This window comes from Salmonella sp. SJTUF15581, from assembly GCF_043356775.1.
Classification (GTDB): Bacteria; Pseudomonadota; Gammaproteobacteria; order Enterobacterales; family Enterobacteriaceae; genus Salmonella; species Salmonella enterica.
This window is the reverse complement of the sequence record NZ_JBEUJY010000004.1, coordinates 1-21,385: the sequence shown is the minus strand read 5'-3', so window position 1 is coordinate 21,385 and position 21,385 is coordinate 1. Positions and strand designations below refer to the sequence as shown.

Here is a 21,385-nt window from a genome sequence, read left to right as displayed (position 1 = left end):
GCCTTATCGGCCCTTGGTTTTATCACGAGCAATAAGCTGGCTGGCAATGACCATTACCAGAGACAGCACCAATAAAACGGTCGCCAGCGCGTTCACTTCTGGTGAAACGCCGACTTTTACCATGGAATAAATCTTTAAGGGTAAAATTTCATAGCCCGGCCCGGTGACAAACGACGAGACTACTACATCGTCCATCGACAACGTAAAGCTCAGCAACCAGCCCGCCGCCACCGCCGGCATCGCCAGCGGCAGAATGATTTTGCGTAAAATCGTTACCTCACTGGCCCCCAGGTCTTTTGCGGCTTCCAGCATTCTGACATCAAAGCCTTTCAGGCGCGAATAGACCGTGACGACCACAAACGGCAGGCTAAAGGTGATGTGCGAGAACAGCAACGACCAAAAGCCCAGTTGAATGCCGAGTAACATAAACAGCACCAGCAGGGAGATCGCCATCACGATATCCGGCGACATCATTACTACAAACAGCATCCCGCTGACGAATGGCTTCCCGCGAAAGCGGTAGCGATAAAGCGCCACCGCGGTTAACGAGCCAATCAACGTGGCGAAGGTCGCTGAAAAAATCGCCATCGTCAGTGAATGTTGAGCGGCCTGCAACAGACTGTCGTTATTGACCAGGAGTTCGTACCATTTAGTGGTAAAGCCCTGCCAGTTAATGCCGAACCGCGAACTGTTGAAGGAGTTCACGATCAGAATAATGATGGGAATATACAGATACGCATAGATGGCAGTCATGAAACCGCCACGGAGCAGCCGACCGATCATTCAAGTTCCACCTTCTTATTCAGAGGATGGGGTGCTTTTAGAGTATTGAAAATGATCAATTTTTTCTCTTCTCCAAAATCTCTCCAAAACGTCTCGCGGTTATCAGCAGCCAGGAAGAAGCAAGCTGCCGCTTGAAGCCGCGAATTTTACAACAAATTGCCAGACGAGCGGGAAAAAAAGGCCATTTAAATGACTATTCTCATCCGATCCGGTCATATGCGGCATTATTGCACCAGGCAAGAGGTTACTCTGTAGGCAAACAGGAAGTACGTGAGTAAACCCTGAACGTGACGTCTGAGAAAGCGTCGTCTGATTTTATAAAAAACAACATAAACAGCCGCTTTGTTGTTCTGAGCGAACGTGTAGCGTGGTTAACTGTTCTCCCGCCATTTTTTGTATAGCCTGGGGGGCTATTCTAAAAATGGCGTGAAAAACCTGATCAGAGATGACTTCGACTATCTCAGCTAACATACTTTGGCTGGTGCTGGGATCCGTTATGAGGAACGCCTGAAACGTCTTATCCGCCAGTAAAACCTCTTTTACCATTTTTTCAATAGGTATGTGGGTATGCGGTGGTGGTATTTCAAGCTGTTTTAAGCCACACATCGCCATTGTTTCTAAAAATGCGTTTTGCTGAGTACTTTCGGATATATTCGCATGCTGTAAAATGCGCGTTGTCTTTTCAATCCCAGACTGAATTTTCGCTGCCAGGTAGGTTACCTTTTCTTGCGTTTTCCACTCATCTAAATTTCCTTTTCTCCATTCAGAATATAGATACCCCTCTATGTTGTCTAATGGAACCGATAATGTCGGCGCGCCAGCAGGGTTGAGACATAATGTCGAAGGGAGGGGGTAATCTACGATTTCGCTATATCTTGTATTAATCATGGCCGTCATTTGTGGATGCGGTTTTAAAATATCGGGGCGATCTTTTATTAAAAAATAAGCATTCCCCATGACTTCACAGGTAAAGGCATCGGTATTTTGAGTGATACGTAACAATTCGTTCTCTTCGTTTTGATCCATGATGCAAAGAATAATAGTGTCATCATTTTCATTAGGATTATGAACCTGAAATCTATCTCTTTGCGATGCGCAGGCTAATGCCTTCAACTCAAAAAAAATCTCTGTAAGCCGCTCTCGTGTGGGGGTACAATCGGCAAACAACATCTCATGTAGACAACGGTCCGCTTTTGCTTTGCCAGTAGAAAAAAAGAAGTCTTTAATTTTTTCCCATAAAACTTTGCAACATGTTTCTTTCGTATTCCCTGGGGGATTGATAAGGATTTCACTTTTTAAAAGACCATTCCCTATAGTAATCGGCATATTAATCTCACTTATACTGGAGTAAAAATGACTACATAATTGATTAAATCGACCCTTTTTATCTCAACTGCGGGCGCATCGGATGTAATATAATTTTTAAAAGAGACTGGCAATCAGTATAAAACCTGAGAGCTTCGCGTATAAACGCATTACTGTCTGTGATAGCGTCGCTACAGGTAAAAATAAAAGAAGGCCTGGCGCGGATGATGCTGTAGATTTGCAATACTGGCGGCAACTGCTTTCATGCGTTTTTTATGCCGGAGGCATGAAGTTTACCCTTGAATAAACTTCATGCCTGGATGCGTGTGGATTTGTTAGCGTTGCGCAATTAATCGCTTATATCACTCACCTTCTTATTCAATAAGCGGGAAGCCCGCCAGTAAATCAACAGCATGAGTCCCATCACAATGGTCAGCGTAATGCTGGTCGCCGCGCCAAACGGCCAGTCGCGAATATTCAGGAACTGTACCTTAATGACGTTACCAATCAGCAGGTTTTTCGCGCCACCCATTAAATCGGAGACGTAGAACAGGCCCATTGCCGGTAGCATCACGAGCAGGCAACCGGCGACAATGCCCGGCATGGTTAATGGAATAATGATGCGGATGAACGTTTGCATTTTACTGGCGCCGAGATCGCGTGCGGCCTCCAGTAGCGGTTTGTCGAGCTTCTCAATGCTGGAGTAGAGCGGCATGACCATAAACGGCAGCAAAATGTAAACCAGGCCGATAATAACGGCGCTCGGGGTGAACATGATGCGAATCGGCGTATCAATCACGCCCAGCCACAGCAGGAATTCATTGAGATAGCCTTTAGTGCTCAGGAATATTTTTAGCCCATAGATGCGGATCAGTGAGTTGGTCCAGAAAGGAACAATCAGCAAAAACAGCAATAACGGACGTATCTTTTCCGGTAACTTCGCCAGGAACCAGGCAAAAGGATAGCCCAGCACCAGGCAGGAGAGGGTGGCGATCAGCGCCATATTCAGAGAGTGCAGGAGCACTTCAAAATAGAGCGGATCGAGCAGGCGTGCGTAGTTATCCAGCGTAAAGACCATCTTGACGAAACTGGCGTCGTCACGGGTCAGAAAGCTGGTGCCAATGATCATCAGGTTGGGCAGAAAAACAAACAACACAAGCCAACCGACGATAGTGACAATCACTACATTCTGGAATTTACTTGTGTTCTTCATCAGCCAGTACGACCTCCCAGCTTTCTACCCAACTAATGGCCATTTTTTGGTCAAGTGAATGGTCGAAGTCAGGATCGTCTTCGTTGAAGAATTCGCTGACCATCACCATTTTGCCATTTTCCAGTTCAACCACCGACTCCAGCGTCATACCTTTATAATTGCGCTCGCGCACGTAGCCGATAAGCCCTTCGATGTGGTTATCATCGTTGATCTCTTCGACGCGTAGATCTTCCGGTCGCAGCAGGACGTTCAGTTTTTGGCCCGGTTCGACAGCGAAATTGACGTATATATTGCACTCCCGACCTTCTACGCTGGCGCGGACGCGCTGTTCATCAAGCCGTTCAATGACGGTCGCGTCAAAGCGGTTAATTTCGCCGATAAAACCGGCGACAAACAGGTTTTTTGGCTCTTCATAGATTTCACGCGGCGTGCCGTCTTGCTCAATCACGCCATTACGCATTACCACGATACGATCGGACATGGTGAGCGCTTCTTCCTGATCGTGAGTGACAAAAACAAACGTGATACCGAGTTTACGCTGTAATGCTTTAAGCTCGTTCTGCATTTGTTTGCGCAATTTATAGTCCAGCGCGGAAAGCGATTCATCCAGTAATAACAGGCGAGGTTTATTCACCACCGCGCGAGCGATAGCCACACGCTGCTGCTGTCCGCCGGAAAGCTGGTGCGGTTTACGTTGTGCAAACTCTTCAAGCTGCACCATACGCAGCGCATCGGTCACGCGAGGCGCTATCTCGGCGGCTGGCGTTTTTTGCATTCGTAAGCCAAACGCGACATTTTCAAACACCGTCATATGCGGAAATAAAGCGTAGCTTTGAAATACGGTATTTACATAACGATTTTCGGCGGGAACGTGGGTGATATCCTGGTTATCCAACATGATATGCCCGGCATCAACGGTTTCCAGGCCGGCAATCAGGCGAAGAACGGTTGTTTTACCACAGCCGGAAGGGCCAAGCAGTGTGAGGAATTCGCCATTGTTAATGGTCAAATCCAGTTGCGAAATGACCTCTTTGCCATCGAAACTTTTGCTAATTCCAGACAAAAGCACCAGCGGTGAAAGCGAACGCGGTTGATTATTCAATTTCTTACTCTGTCCCATGTAAACGCAACGGATGGCTGACCGCTGCGGGGTTTGTGGTTAACCACCTTAATCACTCTTAATGAGGGCGGTCATTCTACGGCAAACCACTGTGATCGCCAATCCTTGTTGCGAATTACTGACTTAGCTTTATAGTCAGAAAGCGTGTCAAAGTGAAATATTCTTGTTTGCAGGGATAAAAGTGACCTGACGCAATATTTGTCTTTTCTTGCTTATTAATAATGTTGTCACGAAAAGTGAGGGTGACTGCATGGATAAACTACTTGAGCGTTTTTTACACTACGTATCGCTGGATACCCAATCAAAGTCGGGTGTTCGGCAGGTTCCCAGCACTGAGGGGCAGTGGAAGTTACTACGTTTGCTCAAACAGCAGCTCGAAGAGATGGGGCTGGTTAACATTACATTAAGTGAAAAAGGGACGTTGATGGCGACGCTCCCGGCCAATGTTGAGGGGGATATTCCCGCCATTGGTTTTATCTCCCATGTGGATACCTCTCCGGATTTCAGCGGTAAAAACGTTAATCCGCAGATTGTCGAGAATTATCGCGGCGGCGATATAGCATTAGGGATTGGCGATGAGGTGTTGTCACCCGTGATGTTCCCGGTACTGCATCAATTACTGGGACAGACGCTGATTACTACCGATGGTAAGACATTGCTGGGCGCGGACGATAAAGCCGGTGTTGCGGAGATCATGACCGCGCTGGCGGTGCTGAAAGGTAATCCTATTCCCCACGGCGACATTAAAGTGGCGTTTACGCCTGACGAAGAGGTAGGGAAAGGCGCGAAGCACTTCGATGTCGAGGAATTTGGCGCGCAGTGGGCCTATACGGTCGACGGCGGCGGCGTGGGCGAACTGGAGTTTGAAAACTTCAATGCCGCCTCGGTGAATATCAAAATCGTCGGCAATAACGTGCATCCTGGTACGGCGAAAGGTGTGATGGTCAATGCGCTGTCGTTGGCGGCGAGGATTCACGCGGAAGTGCCGGCGGATGAAGCGCCTGAAACCACTGAAGGTTACGAAGGGTTTTATCATCTGGCCAGCATGAAAGGCACCGTTGACCGGGCCGAAATGCACTACATCATTCGCGATTTCGACCGTAAGCAGTTTGAAGCGCGTAAACGCAAAATGATGGAGATTGCCAAAAAAGTCGGTAAGGGGCTGCATCCGGACTGCTATATCGAACTGGTGATTGAAGACAGTTATTACAATATGCGCGAAAAAGTGGTTGAGCATCCGCATATTCTCGATATCGCCCAGCAGGCCATGCGCGACTGTCATATTACGCCGGAGATGAAACCGATTCGCGGCGGTACAGACGGGGCGCAACTGTCGTTTATGGGCTTGCCGTGTCCTAATCTCTTTACCGGCGGATATAACTATCATGGTAAACATGAGTTTGTGACGCTGGAGGGGATGGAAAAAGCGGTACAGGTGATTGTACGTATCGCGGAGCTGACGGCGAAGCGCGGCCAGTAGCGAATGTTACGCATTGTGGTGAAGCGTTTTATTATTTATGGCGGGATATTTTCCGCCATCAATTTTTCTGCCTGGAGCGCCGAATATCCGCCTTCCTGGTCCCAGCGCCAGCAACAATCTGCAGCATGTTTTATGACCGGCGATGAAACCTGCATGACGTTTATTGATGATGCGGTGAGGCTGGCCTCGCGGCAATATGGCAAACGCTCAATACAGCTTGTTCGTAGCCTGCTATTACAAAGCGATATTTATCAATGGCTGGGTAAACCTGAATTAACGCCGCAAATGCTGCTGCGAGCGCGGGCAATCATGAAAACATTTCCGGCGGGCACTTATCCGGGCGATCGGGCCGATATGTTTGAACACCTTGCGGCCTTTAATGTTTACAGTGACGATCGCCATATAGAGTATTCACCTACAGAGCAGTGGCGATACGAGATCAAGGTTGATTACCGTCAGCGAATAGCCTGGCAAGAGCAGGCATTAACGTGGCGTCTTAAAGACAAAAAGGCATCGACGGAGGCATTGGTTTATACCTTAAACAGGATGCGCGACGCTTATTCTGATGCGCTGGAAGAGCGGGATGTCGAATGTGATAGTGCGCGTAAAGCCTATTATTTGGCGAAGATAGACGCAACGGAGCGGCAGTGGTTGGGCGTTATTTTACGGGATAAAACCTGGGATAATCGTGAGCGCGTCGCCTCTTTTTTGCAGCAGAAAGCGGATATTGCTTATAATGCAGGACATATTAGCGAGGCGATTAATGCGCTAAGTCAGGCGCTAAAAATTAAGCAAACGCTTTATGGCGCCGAATTCGGCGAAATGACGGTTGACAGCAATAATCTTGCTGGCTTTTATGCACAGGGCCATCATTATAAGGAAGCGAAAGATCTCTACCTTAAACTTATCGCGTATTACCAGAGCCGTTTAACGCCAATGGCGACGGTAATATCACGATTACGCTTTTATTTGCCCGAAAACATCGACCTGGACAGTACCTCCCCCTATCTCCCATTGCTGGAAGAATATAAACGTCGGCAGTCTGACGTATCAATGGTGTTGTATGGTATTTCGCTGCTTTATAAGAATAATCAACAGCTTGAACAAGCAAAAGACTTTGCGGAACGCGCCTTTACGCTTGATGCCGTAGCTTATCCAGCAAAGATGCAGTATGAACGATTACAGCAACTGGCTACTATTGCCGAAGGTCTTGGAGATAACGTACTGGCGCGGCGCTATCGGCAAATGTCATTTCGCCATCGAATGGCCCACTCGATTTATCCGGGCGATCCGCAATATAACGATTTCGCCAAACCTGGCGGCGATCGTTGTGGATAGTTTGCGTCAGCCCGGCGGTCGCCGGGCATTGCGATGTTCTTATCCTTCGAAGAACCAGTACCCGCTATTCACCAGTGCCGCCAGCATCGCGAGGAAGGACGGGTCTTCCAGCGCATCGCCGAAGTTTTCAGCGGTCAGTGCAATATGACTGGCGAGCGCCTCCAGAGCGGGGCGATGCGGAGAGTCTATTTTTTCGCCATTCGCATAGACCTCATCGCCGATACGCAATACGCGAAGCCCGCCGAGACGTACTAATACCTCGCCTTGCTTTAAGGCATCGTAAATTTCATCAGGCTGATACGGCGGCTCCGGCGGCGCAATATCCAGTTCGTGGCGTGACTGAGAGAGAAACTCGCCAAGCCACTGTTGGAAATGCGCGGGTTGATTGATCAAATCGAGCATCATATTACGCAGTTTATCCATCTCCTGCGGCAGGATATCCGCCGGATGCTTGCGGGACGGCATATCCGGATCGCTGTAGTATGTATTGCCCAACTCCCGTTGCAGGACGTAATCGGCAAAACCGCTGATCAACTCACGGCTATTGGGCGCGCGAAAACCGACCGAATAGTTCATGGCGTTTTCCAGCGCATAGCCTTCATGCGGGAATCCTGGAGGAATATACAGAATGTCGCCCGGCTCCAGCTCTTCATCAATAATGGCCTCGAACGGATCGACTTGTAACAGGTCGGGATGCGGGCAGTGCTGACGCATTTGCAGCTTTTCGCCCACGCGCCAGCGACGGCGACCGGTTCCCTGGATAATAAACACATCATACTGATCCAGATGCGGGCCAACGCCGCCGCCGGGGACGGAAAAAGAGATCATCAGATCGTCGATACGCCAGTCCGGCAGAGCGCGGAACGGGCGCATCAACGCGGCGGTGGGTTCATGCCAGTGGTTTACCGCCTGTACCAGCAGCGACCAGTTGCTCTCACCCAGATGATCGTAGCTTTCGAAAGGGCCATGACTGACCTGCCATTTGCCATCCTGATGGCTAACGAGTCGGCTGTCGATTTCGCTTTCCATCGCCAGCCCCGCCAGCTCATCCGGCGAGAGCGGATCGATAAAGTTGCTAAACCCACGTTTTAAGACCACCGGGCGTTTTTGCCAGTGGCGTTCAAGAAAGTCGGGCCAGTTAAGAGTTAATTGGTATTCCATGTTAAGTATCCGCAGGCTGGTATCTGACACCGATTATAACGGATGCTTAACGAGATGCGTGGAAGAACGCGCAGAAATGTTTATTCCTCTTTCTGTGTGGGATGCTGTCGGCCAAAAACGACCTCCATACGGGCGCCGCCGAGCAGACTGTCGCTGGCAATGATCTGCCCGGCGTATTGCTCCGTAATCTCGCGCGCGACAGCCAGCCCCACGCCTTGTCCTGGTCGTAGGGTATCGGCGCGCTGACCGCGATCAAACACCAGGGAACGTTTGCTGTGGGGAATGCCTGGGCCGTCATCTTCGACGAAAATATGCAAATGATCGTCGGTCTGGCGAGCCGAAATCTCGACAAACTCCAGGCAATATTTACAAGCGTTGTCCAGTACGTTGCCCATTACTTCGACAAAGTCGTTTTGCTCGCCGACAAAACTGATCTCTGGTGAAATATCCATACTGATATTCACCCCTTTACGCTGATAAACTTTATTGAGCGCGGAGATCAGGTTATCTAACAACGGCGCGACGGGATGCAGTTCGCGGCTTAACAATACGCCACTACCGCGCATACTGGCGCGATGCAGATAATAGCCGATCTGCTGGGAAATCCGGCTGATCTGTTCCAGCATCACCGGTTCAGCTTTGCTGACGCTCATCTTTTCGTTGCGTAAAGAGCGTAACGTACTCTGCAAAACCGCGAGCGGCGTTTTTAAACTGTGCGTCAGGTCGGTCAGGGTCGTGCGGTATTTGTTATAACGTTCACGCTCGCTTTTGAGCAGTTGATTAAGGTTGCGCACAAGGCTGGTCAGCTCACGCGTCGTCTCCGGATTGAGCATTTCGCGGTGATGATCTTCAAGCTCGCGGACTTCCCGCGCCAGCGCCTCGATAGGGCGTAAGCTCCACCAGGCGGCGATCCACAGTAAAGGAATGACTAACAGTAAATTGGCGGCCAGCACGTATACGAACCAGCTCCACACCATATAGGAGCGTTTTAGTTCTATCGGAATGGTATCGACCACCACGATGGTTAACTGCGGCATCCGCGCCGTGGCAGGATAAATATTTACCGCTACCGAGTGGGTCATCTCGGCATCATCGTCATCTTCACGTACTTCTTTGAGTTTTTCCTGCGCGGAATGGTCCTCGCTCAACAGCGTGCTGGTGGCGTCTACGTTGGTTTCAATTTCATGGAAGCCGTTCGTTTTTAACCATTCCGGTTGAATGCTTTTAATCAGCCAGGGGATGTTGCGCTGCGTCCATAATAATTTGCCCGTTTCATCGTAAATCAGGGTCATGGTCGGGCTTTGCATGTCCAGATTTTCAGGCAGCTCAACGCTGATTTTATTATTTTCCCATTTGGCGAGGGTATAAAACAGGTTGCTTTCGCCGCGCAGCAGACGAAAGGTGGTTTTATCAAAACTTACGCTATAGCCGACCAGCGCCACTATGCCATATGCCAGAGAAAGCACCAGCACGACGCCGGCTGTCGCCAGCAAAAAACGAACCCGCAGCGACAGCGGCAGAAAATGGCGAGCAAATTTATTCATTAGCGCAATTCAAAAAGATATCCTTGTCCGCGTACGGTGGTAATGACATCGTGCGGATACTGGGCCTGTATTTTTTTCCGCAGACGCCCCATGAGAACATCAATGGTATGGCTTTCCCGCAGTTCCGCATCCGGATACAGCTGAAGCATCAGCGAATCTTTGCTGACCACTTTACCGTTGTTACGGATAAGCGTTTCCATAATGGTGTATTCGAACGCCGTGAGTTTGATGACCTCTTCATTGACGGATAATTCCCGGCGTGAGAGATCCACCTGGAAAGGCGGGATGTTGATCACCTGGGAGGCCAGACCGCTATTACGGCGCATTAACGCCTGCATACGCGCCATTACCTCTTCGATGTGGAATGGCTTCGTCACGTAGTCATCGGCCCCTGAGCTGAGAACCTCGACTTTATCCTGCCAGCCTTCGCGCGCGGTTAACACCAGAACCGGCAGTGAAACATCACTGCTGCGCCAGCGGCGTATTAAGGAAAGGCCGTCTTCATCCGGCAGACCTAAATCGACAATAGCGATATCCGGAAGGTGTTCATTAAGGTAGTAATCAGCTTCCCTGGCATCTTCTGCGGCATCGACCTGGTGACCTGAATCCTGGAGCTGAACCTTCAGGTGGTGGCGTAATAATGCATTATCCTCTACAACCAGTACGCGCATCATCTCTTCTCCCTTGTGTTAACAATAAGAACAGTCTAGCGTTGATTATGGTGCTTTGGGGATAAACAGTTAATAAACCAGACAAATAGTCACCCTCTTTCTGAAGAAAAGAGGGTGAGGCAGACATTATTTAAGTTCGTCGACCAGAGTCACAGCGCGACCGATATAATTTGCCGGCGTCATGGCTTTAAGGCGCGTTTTTTCTGCTTCCGGCAGGGCCAGACTATCAATAAACTGTTTCATTCCTTCGGCATCAACACGCTTGCCACGGGTCAACTCTTTCAGTTTTTCATATGGTTTTTCAATACCATAGCGGCGCATGACGGTCTGGATCGGTTCGGCTAATACTTCCCAGTTGTGATCCAGTTCGTCAAGCAGATGATCGCGGTTTACTTCCAGCTTGCTGACGCCCTTCAGGGTGGACTGATAAGCGATAAGCGCATAGCCGATGCCGACACCCAGGTTACGCAGGACGGTTGAGTCGGTCAGATCGCGCTGCCAGCGGGAAACCGGCAGTTTGTTTGCCAGATGGTGCAACACTGCGTTAGACAGACCGAGGTTGCCTTCTGAGTTTTCAAAGTCAATGGGGTTAACTTTATGCGGCATGGTAGAAGAACCGATCTCCCCGGCGATGGTTTTCTGTTTGAAATGGTTCAACGCAATATAGCCCCAGACATCGCGATCGAAATCGATCAGGATGGTGTTAAAGCGCGCGATACAGTCAAACAGTTCCGCAATATAATCATGTGGTTCAATCTGGGTGGTGTAAGGGTTCCACTGGATGCCCAGCGAGGTGACGAACTCTTCGCTGAACTGATGCCAGTCAACTTCCGGATAGGCGGCGATATGCGCGTTATAGTTGCCTACGGCGCCGTTAATTTTACCGAGGATCTCCACCTGGTTGAGCTGGCGGAACTGACGCTCCATACGATACGCCACGTTCGCCATCTCTTTACCCAGAGTGGAAGGCGTTGCCGGCTGGCCGTGGGTGCGGGAGAGCAGAGGAATATCGCGATACTGTGTGGCGAGATCTTTAACCGCGTTAATCACCTGACGCCAGTAAGGCAGGATCACTTCATCGCGCGCGGTTTTGAGCATTAACGCGTGCGACAGGTTGTTAATGTCCTCAGAAGTGCAGGCAAAGTGGATAAATTCGGAAACGTCATGTAGCGCCGGGATCGCGGCGACTTTTTCTTTCAGAAAATACTCAACCGCTTTCACATCGTGATTCGTGGTGCGCTCAATGGTTTTAATGCGCGCGGCATCTTCTTCATTGAAGTTTGCTACAAGCGTATCCAGGTAACCGTTTGCGTCGGCAGCAAAAGCAGGAACTTCCTTGATCGCTGCGTGCGCGGCTAATTTCTGCAGCCAACGTACTTCGACTTGTACACGAAATTTCAGCAAACCGTATTCGCTAAAAATTCCGCGCAGCGCGCTGACTTTATCGCCGTAGCGTCCATCGACAGGGGAAACGGCGGTCAGTGAGGATAATTCCATAGATCATAACTCCGGGGTTAAATGAGCAAGAATTTGTTTTGCCTGAGTCGTCAGGCGATGACGAGAAAACATAAGCTGTAGGCGACCACCGCCTACCTGATGCCAGAGCACGGCTGCACGGATGCCTGCCAGTAGCGAGGCGCGGACTTTGGCCTGCACCTGCGGACTTTGCAGAACGGCCGGGGAGCCCGTCACCTGAATGCGCGGGCCCAATGGGCTAATCACATCCACGTAGATGCCCGCCATGGCGCTCATTAACGTGTCTGACTGTAAATCAAAATGATCAAGCTGGCGCTGCAGGCCGTTAATGCGATCGCCTAACGTATTCAATGCGCCTTTGGCGGATGACAGCTTGCGCTCCAGCACCATCAGGCTAAGCGTATAACGCGTCAGTTCGGCGTTAAGTCCCTGTCGGCTGCTGGCATTCAGCACGCCGAGCAGTGTTTCCAGACCAAGACGCAGGTTGGCTTCGCTGCCGCCGAACACGCCCAGAGTAGAACTGGGATTCATATCAATGACACTGTTGAGTGAAACGTGCAACGCGTCGGCATCACAGTGCCCCTGGTGCGCCAGTTGTTGCACCAGGCGTGCCGACTGGCAAATGCCAGAGAGCGCGAGGGTGATGTCATAATAATTCTTTGCCACAATCACTGCTTCCTTGTATCAAATAAAATACACTTCATCTTTTAAGCCGCTTTGAGGCGACTTGAATGGTGTTGTGTATTGAATAATCAGACCGTCAGCGGCAGTCGCTGCTCGATAATGCCGCCGCCCAGGCAGACTTCGCCGCTGTAAAAGACAGCGGACTGGCCCGGCGTAACGGCGGCAACCGGCTCGTCAAAAATGACCTCGATACGATCGTCATCCAGCGCGTTAATCGTGCACGGAATATCGGTCTGGCGGTAGCGGGTTTTTACCGTACAGCGCAGGGTGCCGGTGAACGGTTCGCGATCGACCCAATGTAGCTGCTGGGCGATGAGGCCTACCGACATCAGGCGTGGGTGCTCATGCCCCTGGGCGACAATTAACACATTGTTTTCAACGTCTTTATCCACCACATACCAGGGGTCTTCGCTACCGTCTTTGGTGCCGCCGATTCCCAGCCCTTTACGCTGACCGAGCGTATGATACATCAGACCCTGATGCTCGCCGATTTCATCGCCGTCAACGGTAATAATTTTCCCCGGCTGCGCAGGCAGATAGCGCCCTAAAAAGTCGCGGAATTTGCGCTCGCCGATAAAGCAGATGCCGGTAGAATCTTTTTTCTTTGCGGTTACCAGCCCCAAATCTTCGGCGATTTTACGCACCTGCGGTTTTTCCAGCTCGCCAACCGGGAACAGACTTTGCGCAATCTGCTCATGGCCAAGCGTATAGAGGAAGTAGCTCTGATCTTTGTTACCGTCGAGCCCGCGCAACAACCGGCTTTTGCCGTTTACATCCGCGCGGCGAACGTAGTGACCGGTGGCGATATAGTCGGCGCCTAAATCTTCTGCGGCAAATTCAAGGAAGGCTTTAAATTTGATCTCTTTATTGCACAGAATATCCGGGTTCGGCGTACGGCCCGCTTTGTACTCTTCAAGGAACAGTTCAAAGACGTTATCCCAATATTCTGCGGCAAAATTAACGGTATGCAGTTCAATGCCAAGCTTGTCGCACACGGCCTGCGCGTCAGCCAGATCGGCTGCTGCGGTACAGTATTCCTCACCATCGTCCTCTTCCCAGTTCTTCATGAACAGGCCTTCTACCTGATAACCCTGTTGTTGCAACAGCCAGGCGGAAACGGAGGAATCGACACCGCCGGACATGCCGACGATCACTTTTTTTGGGCTTTCTGACATTGGAATACTCGCGACATTGAACTTCAAGGCGGCGTATTCTACCACGCAGCCCTTTACTTGACACCCTCTGTAAACGGCCAGTTAAATTCGCCCACTATAGATAAGGGGTAACGTTGTCCCGTTTGATAACTGCGAATGCTTTCAGCCACCAGCGGAGAACGTAAATTCGGCGCGTTCAGAATCTCGTCGGCGTTCACCCAACGGCAGCAATCGATGTCATTGTCATGGGGTTCGGTCGCGCAAATATGATCAAGCTTGATAGCGAATAAAAAGCGCAGGAACGGGGTCTTATCCGGCGCAATCCACTGATGCATACGGATAAAATACTGTGGTTGCGCCGTGATGCCAGTCTCTTCCCACAGTTCACGCGCGGCGGCCTGCGCCAGCGTTTCATCTGCCTCCAGGTGTCCGGCAGGTTGATTCCATAACGATTTACCGTTGATGGTCTCTTCCACCACCAGAAATTTATCTTCGGCATGTACGATGCAGGCAACGGTCACGTGCGGCTTGAACATAGGCATCCTTATTAAAGCGGTTTATCAATGTGGTCATAGATCGCGTCAAGCTGTTTCAGACGCTCGTTATAAGCTTTTGTCAGGCAGGTGACGTCGGCCTTGCACTGCTGACGCTGTTTAAGCCAGCTCTGCTGGGCGTCCTGCAGGGCGCCGCGACTGCCCATCGCGAACAACCCTTTCAGAAACTGATATTTGGTGTGCATTTCCACGTCTTTATCATTCAGCGTCAGGTGCGCGCAGATAGCCTTTTCATCCGCAGCCTGCGCTTTCTGGCAGTCGAAGCTGGCCGCATCGACGGATAACGGTGTTAATAAAGCAAAAGCAATGAGAAGCCGTTTCATCTGTCTTTCTCCTGTGCGATCTCGCGCCACTGTCCATTATCGAGGCCGTTGAGCGTGTAGTCGCCCATGCTGTAACGAATTAATCGTAGAGTGGGATGACCGACATGCGCTGTCATGCGTCTTACCTGGCGGTTGCGGCCTTCATATAAGGTGACTTTTAGCCAACTGGTGGGAATATTCTTCCGTTCGCGAATCGGCGGGGTGCGCGGCCACAGCCAGTCAGGCTCCGCGACAATCTCAATACCGGCGGGCAGGGTAGGGCCATCGTTGAGCGTGACGCCAGTACGAAGCGCCTGCAGCGCTGCATTATCCGGGATACCTTCTACCTGAACATAGTAAATCTTGCCGGTGCGTTTGCCCGGTTGCGTGAGGCGCGCCTGCAGCGCGCCGTCATTAGTCAGCACCAAAAGCCCTTCGCTGTCGCGGTCCAGGCGGCCTGCGGCATAAACGCCTTGCACAGGAATAAAATCTTTTAACGTGCGGCGACCTGCTTCATCCGTGAACTGCGGCAACACATCGTAAGGTTTATTGAACAAAACCACGCGTTTTGGCTGGTTTTCTTTCCGTGATTTAGATGCTTGTCGTGAGCTGAATCGCTTAACGTAGTGATTTCTAAAAGAAGTTTTTTGCATGGTGTTTTCAGAACTTATTAATTGCCGCATTATAGCGCAATAATGAGTGTCTTTCATGGCGGCAAACAATAGGGTAGTATTGACATGCTCATTACAAAACATTAACAAAAAATTGCTCTAACGCAGTCGTGCAGCAGGACGCCATTGCACATGCAGCGCGATGACAGACGAGCAAACCAGAAGCGCTCGAAGGAGAGGTGAATGGAAAGCAAAGTAGTTGTTCCGGTGGAAGGTAAGAAGATCACCCTGCAAAACGGCAAACTCAACGTTCCTGAGAATCCGATTATCCCGTTTATTGAAGGCGATGGTATCGGTGTTGATGTCACTCCAGCCATGCTTAAAGTGGTCGATGCCGCCGTCGAGAAAGCCTATAAAGGCGAGCGTAAAATTTCCTGGATGGAAATTTACACCGGAGAAAAATCCACACAGGTTTACGGCCAGGATGTCTGGCTTCCCGCTGAAACCCTTGATTTAATTCGTGATTACCGCGTAGCGATTAAAGGTCCGTTGACCACGCCGGTTGGCGGCGGTATCCGCTCTCTGAACGTTGCCCTGCGTCAGGAGCTTGACCTGTACGTTTGTCTGCGTCCCGTTCGCTACTATCAGGGCACGCCAAGTCCGGTGAAACATCCGGAGCTGACCGATATGGTCATCTTCCGTGAAAACTCTGAAGACATCTACGCCGGAATTGAATGGAAAGCTGACTCTGCAGACGCTGAGAAAGTGATCAAGTTCCTGCGCGAAGAGATGGGCGTGAAGAAAATTCGCTTCCCGGAGCACTGCGGTATCGGTATCAAACCGTGTTCTGAAGAAGGCACTAAACGTCTGGTTCGCGCGGCGATTGAATACGCTATTACCAACGATCGCGATTCCGTTACGCTGGTACATAAAGGCAATATCATGAAGTTCACCGAAGGCGCGTTTAAAGACTGGGGCTACCAGTTGGCGCGCGACGAGTTCGGCGGTGAGCTTATTGACGGCGGTCCGTGGCTGAAAATTAAGAACCCGAACACGGGTAAAGAGATCGTGGTTAAAGACGTTATCGCCGATGCGTTCCTGCAACAGATCCTGTTGCGTCCGGCGGAATACGACGTTATCGCCTGTATGAACCTGAACGGTGACTATATTTCCGATGCCCTGGCGGCTCAGGTTGGCGGTATCGGTATTGCACCGGGTGCGAATATCGGCGACGAATGCGCGTTGTTTGAAGCGACTCACGGGACTGCGCCGAAATATGCGGGCCAGGATAAAGTCAACCCAGGCTCCATTATTCTGTCTGCGGAGATGATGCTGCGTCACATGCAGTGGTTCGAAGCGGCGGATCTGATTGTTAAAGGTATGGAAGGCGCGATTGCCGCGAAGACCGTGACCTATGACTTTGAACGCCTGATGGAAGGCGCTAAACTGCTGAAATGTAGTGAGTTTGGCGACGCGATTATCGCAAATATGTAATAACGATAATTGTTAAAAACAAAAACGGGGACTTAACGTCCCCGTTTTTATTATTAGCATTCGAACGGTTATCAAAATTTTATCAAAAAAATTTATCAAAACTTCCTCAATTCTGACCGCAATAGTAATCCATCCTTTACCCCGATCGTCATGATAACCTGAGCCCCGTTGAAAGCTGATAGTTACCGATTTTGATTGTGTGTGGTTTTCTTTATGATGTGTGGTTTGGCTATTTTTTGAAAGTGCCTTATTAGATTTGTTGTTATTATCAGGATAATATTTCAATAAAAGGTGATAATTTATTGCCTGCAATAGTGGGTAGATTAAGCATTTTATGAAATCATTAGTGTCTTTATTTGCACTTCTACAAGGCGGCTAAAAAGTGTTGAAATATCAGCCTGATAAAGAATACGTCAGCGAAAGTGAATACTATTAGTCGTAAAAATTCAGGAGACATATGCTCAAACCTATCTGCTATAGTGGAAGTGTAAAGGTTCCGGAATATCTGGAAACAGATAAGGAAAAAAATGTCGGACGTACTCCTCTGTCTTCAGATATTCAGCAAGTTAAAAATGTTGTTGAAGATGTTCCGCCATTTCCAGAAAGCGGAGCGGTGAGCGGTTCTGTAAGCGCAGCGTACAGGCTTTCTTTTGACGAAGTGTTTTGCGGTCTCAGCAATGAAGAGCGTAAAAAGGTGTATGGCCGCCTTTTTGGAAAACAAGTACTTGCGCATATTCATTCCAGGTGTCAGCGCGACGCTGACATAATAAGAGAAAAAGCGCTCAGGCGGATAAGCCGTGAGTGTGGTGCCGAAATAGATTGCGCTCTCTTGCTAAATAAGATGGTGGATATTTTACAAAATGCCCGGCTGACAATAAATTTTAATGCAGCAAAAATTGACTTTGTCTCTCTCTTAAAAAATAAAGAATATCTGAACTCTTATGCATTAGGTTGCAGACCGGGAGATTTACCTGCTTATAATGTCGGGCGTGATTCAGTTGAAACTAAAGCATTTGAACTGGAGAAGCTTGCAGATTCACCTTATGCCCCATATGGTCAGACAGGCGGTTTTTCCGTAGCATATACTCCCAACAGTAAAACTTTTAGCCCTACAAGCAGACCAATTTATGCTGCACTGGACTTTCTGAACGGTGAAAATGGAGGTGCCAGCGCCTATGGGAAATCATTTTTTGAATTAAATGATAATGTAAAAACAAATTGTACATTCTCACCTTTTGATATCTACGGTCACAGATTTGGCCTGGATACGAGTAAATTATCTACATTTTGCCATATGGAGAACCTGATTGCATCCTGTCAAAATGATTTTTTTGGTTATAATTGCTTTAAGAGTTTGGTTAAAATGGCTAAGGGCGAAAAATTTTTAGCTCATTCTAATTATGGTACAGGCTATGAAGGGAATTATATAGAAGCTCATATTCATGGTGATGTATGCTTATTTAGAGATATAAAACACGTTTATTTGTCTTTGCAAGAAAATTCTTACTCGAAAAGTCAACTATATGATTATGCAAAACAAATAAACCAGGCGCTTAATAGAGACTGCATAATATTATATTGACAAGCTTATTATCAGTCTCTTTAAAAGAGCTTTAAATGATCATGAGCACATACTTCTTGAGGTAGGCAGTAACTGCTTTTATATTTATTATCTCAGGACCGTTCTGTCAGATACCTGTGTGGCACTTCAGTATGGCCTGAAAAATAGAGGAATATGGACCAGCAGAAGCGCCTGCTGGCTACTTTTCACTTAAATCGCTGGAATTCACCGGCGCTACAGATGAAGCGACCTTAACAGTCATCAGGTGTCCTGCATTACCACAGGAGTGATTTACTGGCTATCGATATTCCTGCTCATCAGGTTTTTACGCCATCTACGTACATTTATTCTGCTATAAATTAAAATACTGCAAAAAATATTAAGGCTTATTATTTTTTTCTTTAAGTAAATTTTCGTTCAACAAACTTAATTGTTTATTCAATGATGATGAAGCATGAGTTATGCTGAAAATGAGGGAAGTTAACAGCAAGGATAATCTTAATATTTACGGGTGATATTATGAGACATCGTGTATTTTTCCCATTGCTTCTGGTGTTGTCGGCTACAGCCTTTTCGGCATCGGCGATGGCTGCCAGTGATTCAAAACCCCCACCAGATAATACAAAACACGCCTTCGGTGGCTGGCCAAACCCCGAATCATTGGTTCACCCAGGCTGGTGTGACCATTGGCCAGAAGGTGAGCTAAAGCCACCGGGGTGGTGTGATGTTTGTGGTTGTTAGTTTTTTACAGAAAACTATATCAACCATATCAGGACTGAGGGTATATCTGACTATTATGTTTCATCAGCTCATCCTGAACTGAATATTACCTCAGGCTGGTGTGTTTTATTAACGCCAGCCTGATTTTTCACAATGTTATATTACTGGCTTACAGGCCTATCAGGCCAGTCAGGTTTTGATGTGTCCACACGGTTTACCAACACCCTGTATTTTTCCATTTGTCGCTCATCATCTGTTGCCATCAATGACAGTATTGCGCTCTTTCCCGTACATTGCTCTCCCGACCAGCTCACGGTCCAGTACATGACAGTCCTCTACCACTTCGCTACGCCTAATTTTTTGTTTTTGAGTTGCTCTGTTTTATTGCGCTGAACTTGTACCTCAAAAAAATAATTTTCAATACTTATTTGAATATTTTTTTTATGATTTTTTCACGAAATGAGTAAAAAGCAAAATGAAGAATGAGATACATAATTAATGCAATAAAAAATGATATCACACCAATTGATGGTCCTGTTTTGTATACGAATAACATGCATAAAAATATAGCAAATAGATCAAGGGAAATATTCGCGATGAAATCAGTAATTATTTTGAAAAAATTCTTCATATTACCTCTTTAATATATCTATTTATTCGTCATTTTTAGGCCGGGCAGTGCTCTAAATTCTCACATATAACGTGTACGCTCCGGTTTCTGCGCGCTGCCCGGCTTTACACTGGCTCCAACAAGTACGCCCACTGGACCAGGTTCCTGGCGTCACATAACGTCACCTGTTTATCCACAAAAGGCTCAATAAATAAACATTTTGAGTACGAAAAATTACAGTGTCAGAGAATGAAATGGCGATTCGCTGTCTTCAGGCAGTGCTTTAGTACCTGGCACGTGTTCTTTCGCGCTATAATTTTTATCAATGTTTGTATCGCCTACTATTTTTTAAATGTCTGCTGTATTTCGTTCATCTTTTCAGCTGCTTTTTTACGCTGACTTTCAATGTCTTTTCTCGATTGTTCAACAAGTTGCTGTGCTTTTTCGGCTTCTTTTTTGGGGTCGAAAGGTTCTTTGGTCTCATATCCGGCAATAGAACCATCCTTATTTAAGGTCATTACCGCACGTGCTGTATTTTTAGCAGTAATGGTAATGTCATAGACGAATTCGCCATTATGAGCTATCTCTGCTCGTACAACGATATCGCTATCTTCCGTAACGGAAATGATGCCACTGGCGTTAGCGCGTTTAATTGTTTCCTTAATACGCTCTGGTATAATGCTGAAATCGATCGAGTCGAATTTGAATAAAGCCTCTTTTAGTGCTTCTTGTTTTTGCTCCTCTGTTATAGTGCCAAAGATGGTTAAGTTGACAGGCGAAGGTCCCCCCCAGTAGCCGTTGTTAAATTTAAACATCTCTACTTTAGTAGGGGCGTTGGTAATGACTCCAACTTATTGATAGTGTTTTATGTTCAGATAATGCCCGATGACTTTGTCATGCAGCTCCACCGATTTTGAGAACGACAGCGACTTCCGTCCCAGCCGTGCCAGGTGCTGCCTCAGATTCAGGTTATGCCGCTCAATTCGCTGCGTATATCGCTTGCTGATTACGTGCAGCTTTCCCTTCAGGCGGGATTCATACAGCGGCCAGCCATCCGTCATCCATATCACCACGTCAAAGGGTGACAGCAGGCTCAGAAGACGCTCCAGTGTGGCCAGAGTGCGTTCACCGAAAACGTGCGCCACAACTGTCCTCCGTATCCTGTCATACGCGTAAAACAGCCAGCGCTGACGTGATTTAGCACCGACGTAGCCCCACTGTTCGTCCATTTCAGCGCAGACAATCACATCACTGCCCGGTTGTATGCGCGAGGTTACCGACTGCGGCCTGAGTTTTTTAAGTGACGTAAAACCGTGTTGAGGCCAACGCCCATAATGCGGGCAGTTGCCCGGCATCCAACGCCATTCATGGCCATATCAATGATTTTCTGGTGCGTACCGGGTTGAGAAGCGGTGTAAGTGAACTGCAGTTGCCATGTTTTACGGCAGTGAGAGCAGAGATAGCGCTGGTGTCCGGCAGTGCTTTTGCCGTTACGCACCACCCCGTCAGTAGCTGAACAGGAGGGACAGCTGATAGAAACAGAAGCCACTGGAGCACCTCAAAAACACCATCATACACTAAATCAGTAAGTTGGCAGCATCACC

General features: G+C 48.5%; 19 protein-coding genes and 3 pseudogenes. 4 read left to right on the top strand and 18 right to left on the bottom strand.

The annotated features are described in order from the left end of the window. Positions 1–3: 3 nt before the first annotated feature. The 4 genes from potC to potA form a co-directional block, all read right to left on the bottom strand. Positions 4–783 (bottom strand): spermidine/putrescine ABC transporter permease PotC, encoded by a 780-nt coding sequence (gene potC, locus ABVN36_RS09135; RefSeq protein ID WP_000580299.1) that lies wholly within the window; start codon positions 781–783, stop codon positions 4–6. Positions 784–1,098: 315 nt separating this feature from the next. Then, positions 1,099–2,109 carry an SPI-2 type III secretion system effector SifA gene (gene sifA / locus ABVN36_RS09130; protein ID WP_020898685.1) on the bottom strand — a complete coding sequence of 337 codons (1,011 nt, stop codon included), beginning with the start codon at positions 2,107–2,109 and terminating at the stop codon, positions 1,099–1,101. Between the two features lie 328 nt (positions 2,110–2,437). After that, a complete protein-coding gene (potB, locus tag ABVN36_RS09125) occupies positions 2,438–3,301 on the bottom strand; it encodes a spermidine/putrescine ABC transporter permease PotB (RefSeq protein WP_000799391.1) in 864 nt (287 codons plus the stop codon). Continuing rightward, on the bottom strand, positions 3,285–4,421 hold the full coding sequence (potA, locus tag ABVN36_RS09120) for a spermidine/putrescine ABC transporter ATP-binding protein PotA (protein ID WP_000531607.1): 1,137 nt from the start codon (positions 4,419–4,421) through the stop codon (positions 3,285–3,287). The genes potB and potA overlap by 17 nt, the downstream gene beginning before the upstream one ends. A 250-nt stretch (positions 4,422–4,671) precedes the next feature. Between potA and pepT the strand changes: the two genes are divergently transcribed. Then, positions 4,672–5,901 (top strand): peptidase T, encoded by a 1,230-nt coding sequence (gene pepT / locus ABVN36_RS09115; protein ID WP_000359412.1) that lies wholly within the window; start codon positions 4,672–4,674, stop codon positions 5,899–5,901. 3 nt (positions 5,902–5,904) lie between these two features. Next, the gene (locus ABVN36_RS09110) at positions 5,905–7,239 is read left to right on the top strand and encodes a lipopolysaccharide assembly protein LapB (protein WP_023138630.1); all 1,335 of its coding nucleotides are present in this window, start codon (positions 5,905–5,907) and stop codon (positions 7,237–7,239) included. A gap of 39 nt (positions 7,240–7,278) precedes the next feature. On the opposite strand, the gene roxA is transcribed toward ABVN36_RS09110, so the two are convergent. The 9 genes from roxA to rluE form a co-directional block, all read right to left on the bottom strand. After that, positions 7,279–8,400 carry a [50S ribosomal protein L16]-arginine 3-hydroxylase gene (roxA, locus tag ABVN36_RS09105; protein WP_000456514.1) on the bottom strand — a complete coding sequence of 374 codons (1,122 nt, stop codon included), beginning with the start codon at positions 8,398–8,400 and terminating at the stop codon, positions 7,279–7,281. An 80-nt stretch (positions 8,401–8,480) separates the two neighbouring features. After that, entirely contained in the window at positions 8,481–9,944 is a 1,464-nt protein-coding gene (phoQ, locus tag ABVN36_RS09100) for a two-component system sensor histidine kinase PhoQ (protein WP_001031687.1), read from the bottom strand. Further along, positions 9,944–10,615: a two-component system response regulator PhoP gene (phoP, locus tag ABVN36_RS09095; protein WP_001537766.1), complete on the bottom strand. Its 672-nt coding sequence runs from the start codon at positions 10,613–10,615 to the stop codon at positions 9,944–9,946. The genes phoQ and phoP overlap by 1 nt, the downstream gene beginning before the upstream one ends. Positions 10,616–10,741: 126 nt before the next feature. Continuing rightward, complete coding sequence (gene purB, locus ABVN36_RS09090) at positions 10,742–12,112, bottom strand: adenylosuccinate lyase (RefSeq protein ID WP_000423763.1); 1,371 nt, start codon at positions 12,110–12,112, stop codon at positions 10,742–10,744. 3 nt (positions 12,113–12,115) lie between these two features. Continuing rightward, on the bottom strand, positions 12,116–12,757 hold the full coding sequence (gene hflD, locus ABVN36_RS09085; RefSeq protein ID WP_001519653.1) for a high frequency lysogenization protein HflD: 642 nt from the start codon (positions 12,755–12,757) through the stop codon (positions 12,116–12,118). Between the two features lie 86 nt (positions 12,758–12,843). Next, positions 12,844–13,950, bottom strand: coding sequence for a tRNA 2-thiouridine(34) synthase MnmA (gene mnmA / locus ABVN36_RS09080; RefSeq protein WP_000004540.1), 1,107 nt, complete (start codon positions 13,948–13,950; stop codon positions 12,844–12,846). A 53-nt stretch (positions 13,951–14,003) separates the two neighbouring features. Then, complete coding sequence (locus ABVN36_RS09075) at positions 14,004–14,465, bottom strand: NUDIX hydrolase (RefSeq protein WP_023138631.1); 462 nt, start codon at positions 14,463–14,465, stop codon at positions 14,004–14,006. 11 nt (positions 14,466–14,476) lie between these two features. Next, a complete protein-coding gene (locus ABVN36_RS09070) occupies positions 14,477–14,806 on the bottom strand; it encodes a lysozyme inhibitor LprI family protein (RefSeq protein ID WP_023138632.1) in 330 nt (109 codons plus the stop codon). Continuing rightward, on the bottom strand, positions 14,803–15,468 hold the full coding sequence (gene rluE / locus ABVN36_RS09065; protein WP_001249412.1) for a 23S rRNA pseudouridine(2457) synthase RluE: 666 nt from the start codon (positions 15,466–15,468) through the stop codon (positions 14,803–14,805). Before rluE ends, ABVN36_RS09070 begins: the two co-directional genes overlap by 4 nt. 171 nt (positions 15,469–15,639) lie before the next feature. Between rluE and icd the strand changes: the two genes are divergently transcribed. Further along, entirely contained in the window at positions 15,640–16,890 is a 1,251-nt protein-coding gene (icd, locus tag ABVN36_RS09060) for an NADP-dependent isocitrate dehydrogenase (protein ID WP_000444508.1), read from the top strand. Between the two features lie 457 nt (positions 16,891–17,347). Continuing rightward, complete coding sequence (gene sopF / locus ABVN36_RS09055; RefSeq protein WP_000917278.1) at positions 17,348–18,472, top strand: type III secretion system effector SopF; 1,125 nt, start codon at positions 17,348–17,350, stop codon at positions 18,470–18,472. Positions 18,473–18,757: 285 nt separating this feature from the next. Here sopF and ABVN36_RS09050 read toward each other — a convergent pair. The 5 genes and pseudogenes from ABVN36_RS09050 to ABVN36_RS09030 form a co-directional block, all read right to left on the bottom strand. Then, positions 18,758–18,941, bottom strand: a pseudogene (locus tag ABVN36_RS09050) (hypothetical protein); the annotation flags it as partial. 391 nt (positions 18,942–19,332) lie between these two features. Continuing rightward, positions 19,333–19,434 (bottom strand): annotated as a pseudogene (locus ABVN36_RS09045) (tail fiber assembly protein); the annotation flags it as partial. Positions 19,435–19,595: 161 nt separating this feature from the next. Beyond that, positions 19,596–19,802: a hypothetical protein gene (locus ABVN36_RS09040; protein WP_023138633.1), complete on the bottom strand. Its 207-nt coding sequence runs from the start codon at positions 19,800–19,802 to the stop codon at positions 19,596–19,598. A 320-nt stretch (positions 19,803–20,122) separates the two neighbouring features. After that, positions 20,123–20,617, bottom strand: a pseudogene (locus ABVN36_RS09035) (lipoprotein EnvF); the annotation flags it as partial. Between the two features lie 15 nt (positions 20,618–20,632). Then, a protein-coding gene (locus ABVN36_RS09030; protein WP_223367361.1) for an IS1 family transposase occupies positions 20,633–21,330 on the bottom strand; the annotation gives its coding sequence in 2 pieces (ribosomal slippage) (positions 20,633–21,081 and positions 21,081–21,330; 699 coding nt in all). Positions 21,331–21,385: the final 55 nt, after the last annotated feature.